Origin of the sequence: Mucilaginibacter kameinonensis, from assembly GCF_003675385.1 — a bacterium.
Taxonomy (GTDB): Bacteria; Bacteroidota; Bacteroidia; order Sphingobacteriales; family Sphingobacteriaceae; genus Mucilaginibacter; species Mucilaginibacter kameinonensis.
This window is the reverse complement of sequence record NZ_RCWZ01000003.1, coordinates 833438-850098: the sequence shown is the minus strand read 5'-3', so window position 1 is coordinate 850098 and position 16661 is coordinate 833438. Positions and strand designations below refer to the sequence as shown.

General features: G+C 43.1%; 14 protein-coding genes. 6 read left to right on the top strand and 8 right to left on the bottom strand.

Annotated elements, in window-relative coordinates; all coding sequences use genetic code 11:
• The first annotated feature begins 181 nt into the window (after positions 1–181).
• From EAH55_RS16735 to EAH55_RS16720, 4 genes are all read left to right on the top strand, one after another.
• Positions 182–1684, top strand: coding sequence for a B12-binding domain-containing radical SAM protein (locus EAH55_RS16735; RefSeq protein ID WP_121810645.1), 1503 nt, complete (start codon positions 182–184; stop codon positions 1682–1684).
• Positions 1685–1687: 3 nt separating this feature from the next.
• Positions 1688–2740: a radical SAM/SPASM domain-containing protein gene (locus EAH55_RS16730; protein ID WP_121810644.1), complete on the top strand. Its 1053-nt coding sequence runs from the start codon at positions 1688–1690 to the stop codon at positions 2738–2740.
• Positions 2741–2911: 171 nt separating this feature from the next.
• Positions 2912–4375, top strand: a complete 1464-nt coding sequence (locus tag EAH55_RS16725; RefSeq protein ID WP_121810643.1) for a B12-binding domain-containing radical SAM protein — start codon at positions 2912–2914, stop codon at positions 4373–4375.
• The gene (locus EAH55_RS16720; protein ID WP_121810642.1) at positions 4372–5193 is read left to right on the top strand and encodes a class I SAM-dependent methyltransferase; all 822 of its coding nucleotides are present in this window, start codon (positions 4372–4374) and stop codon (positions 5191–5193) included. Before EAH55_RS16725 ends, EAH55_RS16720 begins: the two co-directional genes overlap by 4 nt.
• Positions 5194–5366: 173 nt before the next feature.
• On the opposite strand, the gene EAH55_RS16715 is transcribed toward EAH55_RS16720, so the two are convergent.
• The 7 genes from EAH55_RS16715 to EAH55_RS16685 all read right to left on the bottom strand — a co-directional run bounded on the left by EAH55_RS16715 (position 5367) and on the right by EAH55_RS16685 (position 13043).
• Positions 5367–5678 (bottom strand): hypothetical protein, encoded by a 312-nt coding sequence (locus EAH55_RS16715; RefSeq protein WP_162996911.1) that lies wholly within the window; start codon positions 5676–5678, stop codon positions 5367–5369.
• A gap of 148 nt (positions 5679–5826) precedes the next feature.
• Positions 5827–6789 carry a nucleotidyltransferase domain-containing protein gene (locus tag EAH55_RS16710; RefSeq protein ID WP_121810640.1) on the bottom strand — a complete coding sequence of 321 codons (963 nt, stop codon included), beginning with the start codon at positions 6787–6789 and terminating at the stop codon, positions 5827–5829.
• Between the two features lie 61 nt (positions 6790–6850).
• Positions 6851–8116, bottom strand: coding sequence for an O-antigen ligase family protein (locus tag EAH55_RS16705; RefSeq protein ID WP_121810639.1), 1266 nt, complete (start codon positions 8114–8116; stop codon positions 6851–6853).
• Positions 8094–9218: a DUF1972 domain-containing protein gene (locus EAH55_RS16700; protein WP_121810638.1), complete on the bottom strand. Its 1125-nt coding sequence runs from the start codon at positions 9216–9218 to the stop codon at positions 8094–8096. Before EAH55_RS16700 ends, EAH55_RS16705 begins: the two co-directional genes overlap by 23 nt.
• A complete protein-coding gene (locus EAH55_RS16695) occupies positions 9157–10359 on the bottom strand; it encodes a glycosyltransferase family 4 protein (protein WP_121810637.1) in 1203 nt (400 codons plus the stop codon). Before EAH55_RS16695 ends, EAH55_RS16700 begins: the two co-directional genes overlap by 62 nt.
• Positions 10349–11368 carry a glycosyltransferase gene (locus EAH55_RS16690; protein ID WP_121810636.1) on the bottom strand — a complete coding sequence of 340 codons (1020 nt, stop codon included), beginning with the start codon at positions 11366–11368 and terminating at the stop codon, positions 10349–10351. The genes EAH55_RS16695 and EAH55_RS16690 overlap by 11 nt, the downstream gene beginning before the upstream one ends.
• Complete coding sequence (locus EAH55_RS16685) at positions 11361–13043, bottom strand: hypothetical protein (RefSeq protein WP_121810635.1); 1683 nt, start codon at positions 13041–13043, stop codon at positions 11361–11363. Before EAH55_RS16685 ends, EAH55_RS16690 begins: the two co-directional genes overlap by 8 nt.
• Before the next feature lie 203 nt (positions 13044–13246).
• Between EAH55_RS16685 and EAH55_RS16680 the strand changes: the two genes are divergently transcribed.
• Both EAH55_RS16680 and EAH55_RS16675 read left to right on the top strand, forming a co-directional pair.
• The gene (locus EAH55_RS16680) at positions 13247–14659 is read left to right on the top strand and encodes an oligosaccharide flippase family protein (protein WP_121810634.1); all 1413 of its coding nucleotides are present in this window, start codon (positions 13247–13249) and stop codon (positions 14657–14659) included.
• Positions 14656–15870 carry a glycosyltransferase family 4 protein gene (locus EAH55_RS16675; RefSeq protein WP_121810633.1) on the top strand — a complete coding sequence of 405 codons (1215 nt, stop codon included), beginning with the start codon at positions 14656–14658 and terminating at the stop codon, positions 15868–15870. Before EAH55_RS16680 ends, EAH55_RS16675 begins: the two co-directional genes overlap by 4 nt.
• Here EAH55_RS16675 and EAH55_RS16670 read toward each other — a convergent pair.
• The gene (locus EAH55_RS16670; protein WP_121810632.1) at positions 15854–16654 is read right to left on the bottom strand and encodes a glycosyltransferase family 2 protein; all 801 of its coding nucleotides are present in this window, start codon (positions 16652–16654) and stop codon (positions 15854–15856) included. The two genes, EAH55_RS16675 and EAH55_RS16670, sit on opposite strands and share 17 nt — an antisense overlap.
• Positions 16655–16661: the final 7 nt, after the last annotated feature.

Genomic DNA, 16661 nt, shown 5'->3' with positions numbered 1-16661 from the left:
GTGCAGAGGCTCAGAGATAATTGTTGTATGGGCAATCCCCCGCATTTGTGATTGGGTATGGCAGTGGGTTTTATTTTGATGTTGGCTCTGTACTGGCAGGGGTGCTTTACAGGCCGCTTAAACAAAAAAATAAACCCATTGCCGGGGGATTGAAGGAAAAGCAAAGTATTGACACTAACAGATGAACAAAATATTATTATTTAATCCGCGCAGCGCTAACAACAAATACCGCATACCAAATTCGATTTTGAATATAGCGGCATCGGTTGATGGAAAATATGACTGGGTGATTGTTGACGGCAATTGTGAGCATGACCCGATGGTGAAAATAGACAGCTATTTAAGCACCGGCGAGTTTAAATATTTCGGTTTTACGGTAATGCCGGGGCCGCAATTGAGGCAGGCTATTATAGCTTCTAAAACTATCAAACAAAAATATCCCGATACTAAAATGATTTGGGGAGGATACTTTCCTTCAAATCAGCCTAACGCGGTTTTATATTCGGGTTATGTTGATTTTATTATCAATGGCCCCGGCGATCATGCCTTTCCCGCCCTGATTGATGCACTTGAAAAAAATGAGCCTTACGAGTTTATCCGTAACCTCATTTACAAAGCAACAGATGGTAAAATCATCAAAACCGCCAAGGAAGATCTTTTAGACCAGGACAGCCTGCCAGCGCTGCCATATGATAAGCTGAATACTTTTTATCCCATCACCAAGTTTTTAGGTAAAACCTACCTGGGCGAAAAAACGATGGCATACCACTCCAGTATTGGATGTCCCTTCACCTGCTCATTTTGCGCGGTAGTGCCAATTTATGAAGCAAGATGGAAAGCTAAATCAGCACAGAACGTTTATAATGATGTAAAATATATCAAAGATAAATGGGGAGCCGATGCCATCGAGTTTCATGATAATAACTTTTTTGTATCAGAAAAACGCGCGGTTGAATTTGCCCGGTTGATAAAACCCGAAAATATGACCTGGTGGGGCATGGCCCGTATCGATACCATGTCAAAATTCAAAGATTCGTCGCTGGCGGCTATCCGCGAGTCGGGGTGTAAGATCATCTTTTTTGGTGCGGAAAGCGGCAACAATGCCATCCTTGAACAAATGGATAAAGGCGGCACCCAAACCGGCGATCAGATCATCGAGTTTGCCGAGCGCCTTAAAAAGTTTGATATCATTCCCGAATATTCATTTGTATTGGGCACGCCGGCACCAACGCAGGAGCAGGTACAATCACAAATTGATTTTGAGATAGATTTTATTAAGAAAGTAAAGGCGGTAAACCCCAAAACCGAGATCGTGATTTATACCTATAGCCCCGTACCTACCGAAGGATCGGAGTTGTTTAAGCAAGTGATTAAAAGTGGCTTCCGCTTTCCGGAAACATTGGAAGACTGGATAAGCCCTGTCTGGGAAAGCTTCGACTTACGTAAAAATCCGCTTACGCCATGGCTTACACCCGATATGATTGATAAGATCAGGAATTTTGAAACGGTGCTGAACGGGGTGTATCCAACAGTAACTGATATCAGGCTGAATATGCTTAAACGTATGGCTATTAAGCTGGTGGCTACCATGCGCTATAAGGCCAGCATGTACCAATACCCTTACGAGATCAAGTTATTACAAAAAGTTTGGCGCTACAGGCAGCCCGAAATACAGGGATTTTAATTTATGCAGATGACCGGCCAATCGTTATATCATACCTTTCAGCGTTTTCGTACATTGCAAACGCATCGCATAGCCGCATTGCCCATCGTAATACTGATGCCACACAGCGCCTGTAACTGCCGTTGTGTAATGTGCGATATCTGGAAAGATAATAAAAACCTGAAACAGCTTACCGAAGCCGATGTAACCGACTTGCTTGGTGCCTTGAGGAAATTTGGTACTAAACAAGTGCTGATGTCGGGAGGAGAGGCTTTGCTGAATACCAATTTTTTCAGGCTATGTGAGATCTTGCACGCCGAGAAGATCAAGGTTACGTTGTTATCAACCGGTCTCTCTATTAAAAAAAATGCAGACAATATCTTAAAATGGGTTGATGATCTCATTGTTTCTTTAGATGGCGATGAGCTTTTGCACGATGCCATTCGTAATGTTCCGGGGGCATTCAATAAGCTGCAGGAAGGGGTGGAGTACATCAAATCTATCGAGCCAAAATATCGCATTACTGCCCGTACTGTGATCCATCGTTTAAACTATAGGAATTGGCCGGCCATTATTGAAGCTGCAAGGCAAATGGGTATTGACCAGGTTAGTTTTTTACCTGCCGATGTGAGCAGTCATGCCTTTAACCGTCAAACCGCCTGGGCCGAACCCCGGCAGCATGAAATCTTACCTACGGAAAATGAACTCGCCGAGTTTCAGGAAATAACGAATCAGGTACTTGCAAACAAAGCTGATTTTACTAACAGGTTCATTGCCGAGTCGCCGGCTAAGATCCAGGATATTTATGGCTATTACGCGGCTTTTTACGGCCATAATGCGTTCCCGTTTAAAAAGTGCAATGCGCCTTGGGTATCTGCAGTTATTGAGGCCGACGGCGAAGTGCGCCCCTGTTTTTTTCATGAGGCGATAGGCAACATCAGGGATAATAAGTTGGAGGATATTTTGAATAGTAACGAGGCTATCAACTTTCGTAAAACACTGGATATGTCTAACAACCCTACCTGTGTTAAATGCGTGTGCTCGCTTAATTTATCGCCTTTGGCGAAGTTAGATTAGTATAGAAAATATAAAAACGTAGCAAGTTCAAGCGTCTACGCTTGAATTATTCAAAGTAGGAGCGTCCACGCTCCCGGTTCATAGTAAGCGTGGACGCTTACTATGGTTATAGTTTCAAGCGTAGACGCTTGAACTTGCAAAGACGAAATTTAGAAACGGGCTTAAAAACGTATGAACAATATACTGTTTACACATTCTTACTTTTTACGGTTTGATCCCAAGCAATGGGGTATAGGGCAGCCTTATGCACCGCTGGGAACCATATATGCTGCTGCTTTAATGCGCGAACGAGGTTATAACGTAAGCCTGTTTGATACCATGTTTGTGAGCAACCCCGATGAGGTAATACCGGCCATTGAATTGAATAAGCCCAATTTTTTTGTGATTTATGACGATGGGTTCAATTACCTCACCAAAATGTGCCTGACCAACATGCGCGAGGCTGCTTTTAGAATGGCCAAGCTGGCAAAGGAAAGAGGATGCACGGTAATTGTTTCAAGTTCCGATTCGACCGACAGGTACGCGGCCTATCTTGCCGAAGGTGCTGATTTTGTTATCCTGGGGGAGGCAGAACAAACGCTAATTGAACTTACAGAACATATTAAAAGCGGTGATCCCGATCATTTCGGTATTAAAGGCTTAGCCTACATGAACGGCAGTGAAATCATTAAGACTCCCGGCCGTTCGGTAATGAAGGAGTTGGACAGCTTACCAATGCCCGCCTGGGATTTGGTAAACATGGATACTTACCGCGAGATGTGGTTAAAAAATGCCGGCTATTTTTCAATTAATGTGGTGACCACCCGTGGTTGCCCTTTCAAGTGTAACTGGTGTGCTAAACCTATCTATGGCAACAGATATAATTCGCACAGTCCGCAGTATATCGTGAACGAGATCAAAATGCTGAAGGAAAGGTATGGCATGGATCATATCTGGTTTTGCGATGATATTTTTGGATTGAAGCCCGGTTGGGTACAGGAGTTTGCCAAACTGTTGGGGCATGAAGGTATCAAGATCCGTTTCAAAATCCAGTCGCGGGCCGATTTGCTGGTTGACGAGGAAGCTGTACAAGCACTGGCCGCTGCCGGTTGCGAAAATGTATGGATAGGGGCCGAAAGCGGATCGCAAAAAGTACTCGATGCTATGGATAAAGGCATCACTATAGATCAGATCCATACAGCTACACATCTCATGAAAGCACATGGCATCAAGCCCTCATTCTTTATCCAGTTTGGTTATCCTGAGGAAACCCGTGACGATATTACGCTGACCATAGATATGATCAATCAATTGCTGCCGTATGAAATAGGTATATCGGTATCATATCCTCTTCCCGGAACCGGTTTTTATGAGCGCGTGAAAACCGAGCTCAAGAAGAAAACCAACTGGACAGATTCTGACGAGATGGCTTTGATGTTCAAGAACACTTACCCGGCTTATTACTACAAGCAATTGCATAAATACGTGCATCGTAACTATCACAAACATCTGGCTCAAAACAGCCTGCAAAAGCTGCTGAAAGATCCGTTCGCGATTTCGGCAAACGGTATAAAGAAAGCGTTATCGGTATTTTATTACGCCCCGCTTACTTACTTTGAAAAGCTAAAGCTGGAGAAATTTGAAAAAGCGATATGACCGGGACAGCACCACATATAAACGAGCAATTTGCCGAGGCGGCGTTCAGTAACCAGTCGGTAGTTTTTGATGAATTGTATTCGGGAGATACTATCATCAGTTATAAACGTAAGCGGGTACGCGATCATATTCTGCAATATCTTAATCCAGGGGCCAGTATCCTGGAACTGAATAGCGGTACCGGCGAAGATGCCCTGTTTTTTGCAAAAAAAGATTTTAAGGTTCACGCTACCGATATTTCAAAAGGGATGCAGCAGCAACTGCGGGAAAAGGTATTAAGGCATGGCGTACAGCAATTGGTAAATAATGAGCTTTGCTCATTTACCCAGCTCGAACAGCTTGTTAATAAGGGCCCTTATGATCTGATTTTCTCCAACTTTGCAGGCCTCAATTGCACCGGTGAACTGGATAAAGTACTACGTTCATTTGGCGAGTTATTAAATCCGGGCGGTATGGTCACTCTTGTAATATTGCCCAAGTTTTGCCTTTGGGAAACTTTGCTGGTATTTAAAGGGAAGTTCAAAACTGCTTTTCGTCGTTTTTTTAGCAGCAAAGGCCGTAAGGCCCATGTTGAAGGTGTGTATTTTGATTGTTTCTATTACAATCCGTCATACATCAAAAATCGCTTAAAACAGGATTTTGAAGTAATAGGCCTTGAGGGACTGTGCACCATAGTGCCACCATCATATATTGAGGGCTTTGCCGAAAAGCATCCACGTGCTTATAAAATACTTATAGCCTGGGAGGACAGGTTAAAAACTATCTGGCCGTTTAAGTATATCGGTGATTATTACATTATTTCGTTGAGGAAGAAGTAAAGGCGTGCCCTCATTAACGAATTAAATCATCTTGACAAGTTTCAAAACGGGTGTCATGCTGAGCCAGTCGAAGCATGGTGTGTGGGGCCTCTGCGCGCGACCCTTCGACAGGCTCAGGGTAACGGCTGCTACTTTTGTCATTACTCCTTCACAGGCCAACGGATTTAAATCACTCAGGATGACATAATTAAAACCGGATGTTTTTCGCAGCAGATCAGCTTCGGGTGAAAACGGGCAGAACAATGCGGGGAATGTGCGGCTGCAGGGGGCATAGCAAGTTTTTGCAGAAGCTGGGGATAGGGCGAATCGGGGCAAAATAATTGCAGCCCGTGGTTCTGTTCGTTTTGCAGGGCAAAGGCCGTGAGGTGGGTTGGAGCGTAGGGTGCGCGCAAAGAAGCCTTTCTGCTGCAAGCCTTTTTGGGTACTTTTGTGGCCACAAAAGTACCTGGCCACGCGCGGCCAAGAGCGCGACGATGTAAGTTCATTACAACAATAGTCATTACCTGCCTCTGTGCGATTGCTTCGTGCCTCGCAATGACGCGGTGGATATGCCATTTGACCTTCACAGATCTCTATTTTCTTCCACTCCGCATGACACCCGTTTTACTTTACCTTACTTGGCAAAATCGATATTTACTGCGCAACCCGCTCTTCAGATTGCTGTAGCAACATACAAACCTTAGTCCGGTACCTTTCTATCAGCCTAACCTGAAAATTTTCGGGAGCGGGTTTGGCGAAATGTTTGCTTGCGGCCATGCTCATTACAGCACCACGCATGTTTAGTTTTTTCATTTCGGTTTTCTTGTTCCAGCGGCCTGCGGTAATTTCCATTAATAGATTGTCAAGCCAACTTCCGAAAGGATTATCGAACAGCTTTTCGGCAAAAACTTTGTACCATGTTTTTTTTAATGGTTTTGCGGTGGCAAGGCGCATACACTTGTTGGGCAAAAAATCATGCATCCAGGAGTTGGCCTTGTAAAAATTCTCAAAGGTGATATCTCCTTCAAGCGGGATAATGGTAGCCACCTCAATGGCCGTATAAATGTTTTTTTCAACTATCTGCAGCCGGGCCTCGTCAATATAATAGTTCATGCAGTAATTATGCTGTTTACCAACCAAAAAGGTAAGTTTCTTGAACATATGCATAAACGTACGTGCAAGCCAGAGCCTGTTGCGTTCGGTAATGATGAAGAAATCAATATCTGAGTTTTCGTCGGCACAGTTTTTTGATAACGAACCTGAAATGCCTACGCCACGTACGTAAGGGAATTTGATCAGGAAAGCGCCAATCTCTTTAGCCTTATTGACCAGTTCGGCTGCCTTCTTATTCATTTTATTACGCTTTATCGCGATCATATAATCGTTTTTGAGCGAATAAAACCTATCGAAATGAAATACCAGCTTATCTGCTACCAGTTGATCAAGTGCTTCGGTAAAATCATGCTGACCATACTTATTTTCAAGGAACAGGAATATTTCGCCGTAGGTTAGCGGATAGTCCCACATGTCAAAATAGGCAAGGGTAGCTAAGATATTGTTCCGGGTATTCAGCAAGCGTTTATTGTTTTGTTCAATTAAGGTGGCTATACTTTTCACGTCTTTGTCTATATAATGATGACGTACCGTTTGCGGCTATGGTTGCCTGTTAACAAAGTAGTTACACAATATTTTTCGCTTGATTTTCCGCTGGCAGAATACTTGCGGAAAATATTAATAATGAGAAAAATACGCTATAAAAAAAGATTCCCTTATCTACATCTAAGAAGTTTTCGGACAAGGAAACGCTGATTACGATAATCATAAAGGCCATCAGTAACAGGTCGCGTTTTGCAATGGCTACCCTGATGCCGAATGCAAGTACAAACAGGTAAATAAGCAAGCCTGTAATTCCCGATTTAATAAAGAAACTAATGAACTGGTTATGCGAATTTAGTCCTGTGAGGTACGACCGGTAAAACTGATGATCAAAAAAAGGATCTTTAAGTAAACCAACTTCGGTACCAGCCCCATGACCTATAACCGGCGATTGCGCACCTACGCTCATAGCCACACCCCAACGCGCCAGCCTCGGGTCGGTAAGCTGGGCACCGGCAGATTTGCTGAGGTCTTTTCTAAGTTCAGTAACATATCTTTCACGAAAGGCACGCGTGGTAAAAATGCCTGCCATTACTACAATCAATAATGACGTAACTATCGTTACATATTTTAAGCGTATCCGTCCCCTCAACATAAACCATGGTATAAAAACGGTCAGGATAATCACTATCCCTGCAAATATCGATTTTGAGCTAAGCTGGATAATGCCCGCTGCCAGCAAGCAACTGCACAGCAAATAAAATACCTTAAGCTTCGGAGAATTCTCCTTTATAAAAACATACAAAAGATATACCAACGCAATCGCTATCTGCATGGAGAAAAAGGTTGCATGGATCTCCAATGGTTCGGAAAAATTATGATTGGTAAAGGCTGGGGATACCAATGCCTTTAAGGGTAAATGATAATACCTGATGGTAATCAGCGCCTGCAAAAAAAGATACGCGATGGTAACCGTACATCCTACCGAAAATATCAGTAACAGGTTGGTCCGGTACTTTTTTATATCGAGCGGGTTAAAGCAAAATATCAGCGGGATAAGCAAAATGGTAACCTGCCTGCCAACTTCTGTAAAAGCCTGCGGTTTATTGGTGCTGTAAATGGTGCTGATCAGTGTCACTAAAAAAACAGCAGCTAAAGCAAAGTTTACGGTTGTTAATAATGGCTTTATCGTGATTTTACGGATTTGTATAATAGTATGCACTGCCAGGCCTATTAACAACAGGTGGCTGTAAAACATATTGAACGGCAGGCTCAGTAGCAATAGCATCAGCAGGTAATAGCTGATCCTGTTATTCAGCGTATCATCAGGCTTTAGCAGGTTTTTCATGTTGATTGCGATAGCATTCCAGTATAAAATCTTCGTAGTCGTTGATCACCACCTCCCAGTTAAACTGGTATTGAATTTTGTGAAGGTTATTCTTTACCATTTCGCGTTCGGTATCCTTACGCTGTACATTCTCAACCAGGTGCCGAACTTCATTCGCGTTATCAAAATAAAAAGCATCTGAGTTAAGTACAGCTTTGTTGAAGGGGTTATTATGCGCGGCTATGAGGGCTTCGCTGGCCATGGCTTCAAGTAATGAAGGGTTAGTGCCCCCTACGCTATGCCCGTGGAAATACAGGTAACTGTTGTTCTGTAGTGCGCGTACCACCGAGTTGTCAAAATTTGCCCCCTTAAACTGGATCCGATCATCGTTTTTAAAGCGATGGGTAATGAATTTGCCAAAACGGTTACTGGTATCACCCAAAACCATAAAGCTCTTCTTTGATGAACTGCTATTAAAACCCTCCAAAATGGTTTCGATATTGTTTTCCGGCTCCATGCGGGCCATCAGTAAAAAGTAATCTTCCTTAAGCACTTCGCTTTTGTTAAATTGCTCACGCTCCTGTTCCGAAAACAGATCGGCACCATAGGGAATATAGCGGCTCTCAACCTCATACTTATCCTTAAGATAAGATCTGATTACCCTTGAATCGGAAATATAATATTGGCTGTGTTTTACGGCCAGCTTTTCGGCATACTTCAAAAACTTTTGCACTGGTTTTGAGTATTTGGAGCGTTTCCATTCCAGGCCGTCCATATTGGTGATGATGACACTGTTTGGCGGATAAAGGTGCCCCCAAACCGAACTACTGGTATAGCCCATAAGCAGCACCACATCAAACTTGCGTTTGCGGGCATCCATAAGGCAGTTAAAATCATAGGCAAACTGCCCGGCAGTGCCTACAAGATACTCAGGATCGTAGCAGTGAACAATGTTGACACCGTTCCAGGTATCGGCTTTGTAAGGGTGATTGTGCGAATTATAAACGGTAACCGAGTGGCCCTTTTTTACGAAACCTGCCGATACATATTCTGAAATATGCTCAAACCCGCCATAGTAGTTCGGGATGCCCCGCGTTCCTAAAATCGCTATTTTTAGTTTCATGACAATGAAAGTTTGCTTGTAATAAATTGTAAAATATGATACTGCTTTTTTCCCAGTGGTACTGATGAGCAACGTGCTCTGCCACCCGGCTGGTGAAGCCATAGCTGGGTGGCTGCTCAACAGCAAATGCCAGTTTTTGCTCAAAATCGGCTTGATTGGCCGGATTGAAAGCATATGGCGCGAAGAAGTTAAAGTTCTTCATCGCTGTTTCTGACGAGCACAACACTGGTGCACCGCAAATGGCCGCTTCAAGCGGCGGGATACCGAAACCTTCGGCTTTTGAAGGATATACAAACAACCTGCAGGCGCGGTAAAATGCTGCCAGATCAGCCTGCTCTGCCTGTGGTATCCACCTGAAAAATTGCTTTTGCTTAGCAGTGAGGCTTTTGATGAGCTCGTTTAGCCCCGGGGTATATATTGATGCCTTACCGATGAATACCAGGCTGATACCTTTTTCATATAACTTCAGGCTTAAATATTTCTGAAGTAATAAGAGATGGTTTTTGCGGGGCTCAATACGACTGGTATACAGGATAAAATTCCTGATGCCGAATTTCTTTGCTACCCAATCTTCAGCCTCTTGCTTTGAGGCCTGGTATTGCAGCAGCGAATTGCTTACCCCGTTCTGGATGATGTGCATTTCATCTGCCGGGATCTGGTAATAATCACAAATACGGCTTTTGGAATAGTCAGATACAGTGGTTTTTATATCTGCACTTTTAATGCTCCGGCCAAAAAGATAGTTGCGTGGTATGCTGAACAGAATTGGGAAATCCTTTCTGAAATCATTAAAAAGCATATCATGCATGGTCACAATATATTGGCACCCAGCTATTTTTTTAGGGCTGATATATTGGAAGTGAGCAAAATCAAACCTATATTTTTTGATATATGCCGGGATATCAAAAACAAACCGCAAAATATTTACACCACGGTTTTTATAAGGCAGTATGTTTTGCGGCGGCAGCAGCGGGAATAGTTTGCGAATATTATTCGTATCGCGCGCGCCGATATAAATATCTATGTCCGGGCGCTCGGCCAGCAGGTGATTATATAGTTCACGTATAAAAGTCTGCGCGCCCTGAAATTCTTTATCAAAGGAGTGTGCATCAACAAACAATTTTATCTTTTTAGCTGCCATAGTTCAACTCCTTTTGATTTAAAACAGCGGTTGGCAGTTCCGGCTCTTCTAAGTGGAAGTTGCCTTTGGCCAAATGATATAACCTGATCAGTGTACGTTCGGGCAGGAATGTCATCAGCAGTAAAAAGTAATTTTTAATATGCAGCGGACTGATAGATAATGTTTTGATCAGGTTTTTTCTTGCCTTTTCCGGCTGGTAATTGTTCCACAGGTATTTTTTGCCTATAAGGGCATAATAGGCCCCTTTTTTAATGCGTGGAGATAATTGTTTTATTCCGATCTCAGATAGTTGCCGCCCTTCAGCTTCAGTGATGCTGAGCTTACGCAGGGTATTATATTTGATCTGCCTGAATTTGCCGGTACGCCATTTTTCATCAATAGTGATAGACTCGGCATTGAGCCTCACTTTAATGAGTGGCTGATTGAGATTAAAGGCTTTTTCGTGTTTGAGGATACCTGCCCACAAAAAGTGGTCTTCAAATGTGTAGGCCAACTCGTTATAGCCGCCCGCGTTTAAAATAACATCGCGTTTATAAAACACGCTGGAGTGGATAAAAGGGCAAATTTTATAGCTAAGCTGGCGGATTTCATTATGGCTCAAAGCATCTGGCTGCCAGGTAAATATCAGATCGCCATGCACATCGGTATAATCAACACCCGAACCTATAACACTGTAATAAGGATGCGAGCTAATGAAATCATACTGGACCTGCAGACGGTAGGGATAACATACGTCATCGGCGTCAAAACGGGCAATATAGGGAGCCTGTGCATTGAGTAAGCCGGTATTTAGCGCCGCGGCTACACCTTTGTTTTGCTGGGTTAAAACCACTATGCGCTCATCATTAAATGATCGGATGACATCCAGCGTATCATCAGTTGATCCGTCATTTACAATGAGCAGTTCAAAATCGGTAAATGATTGTTCAAGTACCGATGTAATAGCTTCGCGGATATATTTACCGGCATTATAGGCCGGCATTAAAACAGTAATTTGAGGGTTATGCATAAGCCAGCTCCTCCTGCACTGTAGTTTTTGTTTTCAAATCAGATAAAGTGGTTTCTTTTATATTGAGGAATAGCATGAGCTCAAAAACTACCAGCACCGAGAGTTGCTCGAACCAGTAATCAAGAAAAAATATGCCCGCTACCATCATTAGTATGGGCAGTCCATAGCTTAGTTTTTTATAGTGCCGTGCAAAAAAGCCGATATAGAAAATGATGAGGGCCAGTAATCCGAGGATGCCATATTCACTTAGCATTTGGTCGTAAGTAGAGTAGGGGTTATTACGAACCGAACGGAACTCTGCATTTTTGCTAAAGAAGCTCAGGTACAGATCGAGATGGTTGCGCATGAACGCCGGGTTGATATAAATATAGTTTTTGGGGTAGTCGCCCCTGATACCTGCACCTGCAGCCCTGAAAGCTATCTTAGATGAAAAGTTTCCCGGCCCTAAACCAACTATACTTTGCAATGGGTGTGCAACCAGGTAATCAAACGTTTGTACGGTGCCGGTGATTTTACCGGGCAGCGCAGGCAGGAATGGTTCAACATGGCAAAGTGGCAATTGATCCCGATGGATAGCTATGCAATCAAGCAATTGCTGTCTGTCAGGCGTCATCTCGCCGGTATTATAAAACTCGGCAAAATGAGTGTTGGGTTCAGGAATGTACAGTCGGCCGTAATCGGTGATCGGCAAACCTTTAATTTTTTTATCAAGCGCGCTTAGTTTTTCCTGGCGGGCTTTAATGGTGCTCAGGCTATCCAGGTAATTTTGAGCGAATTTTCTGCGACGTTCATCTCTGCTCAATACATTGGTTGTGCGAGAGGTTGCATCGCTTATAGTTGCTGTTTGCTTTTCCGGGCGATTTTCACGTAAGGCGCTTGCAGTAACTTCGTTAAGGTATTTACCATTTTGCGGCGATATTTTGGCCATGGAAACGATATAGATCAACAATGCCACCACGATCATACTTTTTTGATTGCGTGTAGTTTTGAAAATGAATATAAATGCGAGGGTAAGCAGGAACAAAATACTGATCAGGTTACTGTAGGTAAGCGCCAGTGTGCTCATGCACACGATCATCATGGCCAGGTTGCGTTTATAAATAAAGTAAAACACACCAAAAGCGCACAGAACGGCATTGGTTGATGAAATATCAAAGCTGATACCCATAACATCATCGCCGGTGTTTATAAAGTAACGTTGGTGCATTCCCATATAAGCATAGGGATTAATGCTTTTGGTGATCCACATGATATGCACCAGGTTGGCCGCCGAAAAGATAGCGTTTACGATGAAAAAGATGATCAGTGTTCGGTAAATGGTTTCGCTATCGGATCCATCAACCATAAGCTTAACCTGGTGAATAGCCAGCAAGGCCAGTGCCCAACATATCAATGCCCATCCAAAAACGGGTATATAATACAGGTTGATGAAATTTTGGTTAATGATTGCAGCAAGAACGGCTACCGGGAAAACAAGCAAATAAAACAACGGAAGCCTTGAATTGCGTAGCTTAAAACCAAATTGGAAATTGAAGCGGCTTATGTAAGCAAAAAGGAGCGCGGCTATTTTAAATGGAATATGAACGTTGATGAAAAGCAACAGGAAGATCAACATCCGCCAATCGGCATAATTTTTCCATTTTTTAATATCAAAACCCGGCAAGCTGATTGTCATTATTCCTCTTGTATTTATTGATGTCTATTCCCGGTTTTGCAGGCCCGTTCGTGATTGTTTTGTTTAAATAGTTACGTGTCAAAAAAAGGAATGGTTGCCTCGGCATTGTGCCGATATATGCAGATATTTAACCGGTATATAAAAATGTTACAGGCAACCGGCCGGTAAAAACAATAGTATAAGGGTATAAACACTACAAGGCATTGCTCAGAAGTAAAGCGTTCATCAGGTTTTTTTCGTCGGGTTTGCAGGCGCTTGCCTTGCAGGTGCTTGGCAGTATCTTTTTTTATGTTATTTCTGTTTATCTGAGTAAGGACAGTTTTGGTATCATCAGCTGGATGAACGCTCTGTCTATCTTTATTACTACAATACTTGGTTTTGGGTTGGAGCAAGTGGTGATCCGTCGTATAGCGGCCTCGCAACGGTCTGATTGGGCGGCAGCAGCATTTCTGTTTCATTCGCTGGTTGCTTTTTTTGCGGCGCTTCTTGTTTTATGGCTGCTCAGTTTGGCATTGCGCAGCGACATTTATCAGGTATTGCCCTGGTTTTTCATGGCGCAGGGCTTGCTTTTTTTGGGTATTCCGCTAAAGCAGTTTTTAAACGCTAAAGAAAAATTTACGCCCTATGGTGTTATCGCCATTATAAGCAATAGTTTAAGGGTTTGTGGCGCTTTTTATCTTGTGGCTGTTCATCAGCTACAGGTTCATTCCATCATTATGGTAATGATATGCACTGCCGGGGCCGAATTGCTGGCGCTGTTCATTTATGTTATCGCCAACACCGGCTTTAGCTTTAAATTTCGATTTCAGGCTTATAAGAAGTTGCTGAGCGAGTCTGCTGCACAATACGTATCTGTAATATTTGATATGAGCCTTTCGCGCATGGATTGGCTATTGCTGGGTTTTATGGCAAGCAAAGCCGTTTTAGCCGATTATAGCTTTGCTTATCGCGCTTACGAACTTACCCGGCTCCCCATGCTTATTATAGCCCCGGTTATTTTACCGCGTTTATCCCGGTTGATGGTTTCAAAACCATCTGCCAAATTACAAGAGCAGATAAATGCCTTTAATACCGCCGAATTACTATTGGCTATGCTGCTCCCGCTTGTTTTTAACATACTTTGGACACCCGTAGTTGGCATGATAACCGGCGGAAAATACGGCGCGACCGATGCCACCGAATTTCTGATATTATCATTGTGTATACCTTTGCAGTTTTTTATAAACCTGCTTTGGTCGCTTAGTTTTAGTGTTAAAAAGTATAAAGCGGTATCTTCTGTTACCGTAAGCTGCGCTATAACAAATATTGCCCTTAACCTGGTACTGATCCCGCTGTTTAACGGTATCGGGTCGGCTGTGGCATTTTTAATTACCAACTTATTACAGGCTGCACTTTATTACAGGCTGGTAAATAAACATGTTATGCATATAAGCCTACGTCCATTCGTATTGTTATTTCCTGCTGCCTTGGCCGGTTGGTTTATTGCCTCCTCCATAAACATTCATTTTTTGTTAAGGCTTTTATTAGGGATAGTTTTTTACCTGGTAATTGCTGTGGTATCGAGGCAGCTAAGCAGGCATACCATTCAAAACAGTAAACAATTCCTGGCGCAATGAACATTTTATATCTGTGCGATGAATATCCTCCCGGGCCGCATGGCGGCATTGGCACCTATGTACAGCTTATAGCCAGGCATATGGCAAAGCTGGGGCACAAAGTCATAATTGCCGGACTATACAGCCGCGGATACGGAGGTGTTGATGAATTTGAAGATGAAGGTGTAAGGGTTTTTAGGTACCGCTGGGGGATAGATGGCAGGTTATTTGAAAACCAGCAGGCACTAAGCGCACGACTGGTTAACAGGGTATTATTAGATACCGGTATAACCGAGCGGGATATTAAAAGGAGTTTGGCAGCCTATCAAAAAAAACTCGAGCAAATCATCAAAACCCGGCAAATAGACATTGTTGAAATGCCCGATTATAATGATTATATCCGGTTTTGCAATTCGTACGTGCCATTTCCAAAGTTGTCTGTCCCGGTTGTTGTTAAGATGAACGGCTCTATAACTTATTTCAACAGCGAGGCAGGAAAAACTGTTGCCCCGCATGTTTTGAAAATGGAGCAGGATATGTTAAACAGAGCAGCAGCTATAAGCAGCGCAAGCGCCTATACTGCCGGTAAAAGTGCTGTTTATCTATCGTACGGCAAACCCATCAAGGTGTTGTATAACGGCATTGATACGAATATCGTGGTTATGAATGATTCGGAGCGTGATAACAAACAGGTGGTGTTTACAGGCAGCCTTGTTCAAAAGAAAGGCGTTTTTCAACTGGCAAAAGCCTGGAATATAGTTGCAAACGAAATTCCGGACGCGCGATTATTGATACTCGGAAAAGGCCCTATGGTAAAAGTGACTGCTTTTTTACAAGAGCATGCAAAAAACAGTGTTGTATTCAAAGGCCATGTTAATAAGGATGAGCTTTATGGCTATCTGACTAAATCGGCAGCCGCCGTATTCCCTTCATATGCCGAGGCCTTTGCATTAGCCCCATTGGAAGCTATGGCCTGTGGTACGGCCGTGATCAATTCAAACCGTACATCCGGCCCGGAGTTGGTTGATGACGATATCAACGGCATGTTGATAGATCCTGATCATGTAGAGCAATTAGCATCAGCAATAATTACACTGCTTAATGATCCTGAAAAACGGCTGAAACTTGCCTTTGCGGGCAATGAAAAAGTAAAACGATATTTTGATATTGATATAGTGGCGAAGCAAACGCTGCAGTTTTATCAGGAGGTGCTGACTAAGCCTGTTCCATAACCAGTTCATTGCGGTAGTCGTTTTGTTTCCGAGGCTGCTCTTTATATCGTTTCAGATACACATACTTAAGGCGTGTGTTTTTATAAATAACACGCGCTATGGCAAGGCCTTCGGCGCCGTCCAAAAAACCAAGCCTGATGATGTAATTACGTAAAAAGCCAAAAGCGGGCGAAAAATGCAATTTAATAAACGTTGCTTTTTTACCTGCTTTGTAATACTTGGCCGCGCTTAATTGGGCATAAAGTATAGCTTTACGTTTAAAATCCTCAATATCGGTTACGGAGTGATGGTGGATATGGCCTGCTATGCTTTTAATTTCGGCATCGGGTGGTAAAAGCAATGTTTCGTGGACTTCTGTTTCACCCCATTTTACTAATGAGCGGTTAAATAAACGGAGATGGTGATCATTTCCCCAATTACCAAAACGGATGAGCTTTTTACCAAAATACGATTTGAATTTGATGTCGTAAACAACATTTGCTTTATCAAAGTTTAAATGATGGAGTGCTTTAACAAGGTCGGCATCGGGCACTTCATCGGCATCAATACTTAAGATCCAGTTATAGCGGGACAGTGCTATGCCTTTGTTTTTATTTGCCCCATATCCTGCCCAGCTTTTTTGAAATACCCGGCATCCGTAACCCGATGCTATGAGCGGGGTGCCGTCGGTACTGTCATTATCAACCACAACAATATCATCGGTTATTAAACGGGCCATTTTTATACAATCCTCAATTAAGGCGGCTTCGTTTTTAGTAATGATCACAACAGACACTGGTACCATGCAGCAG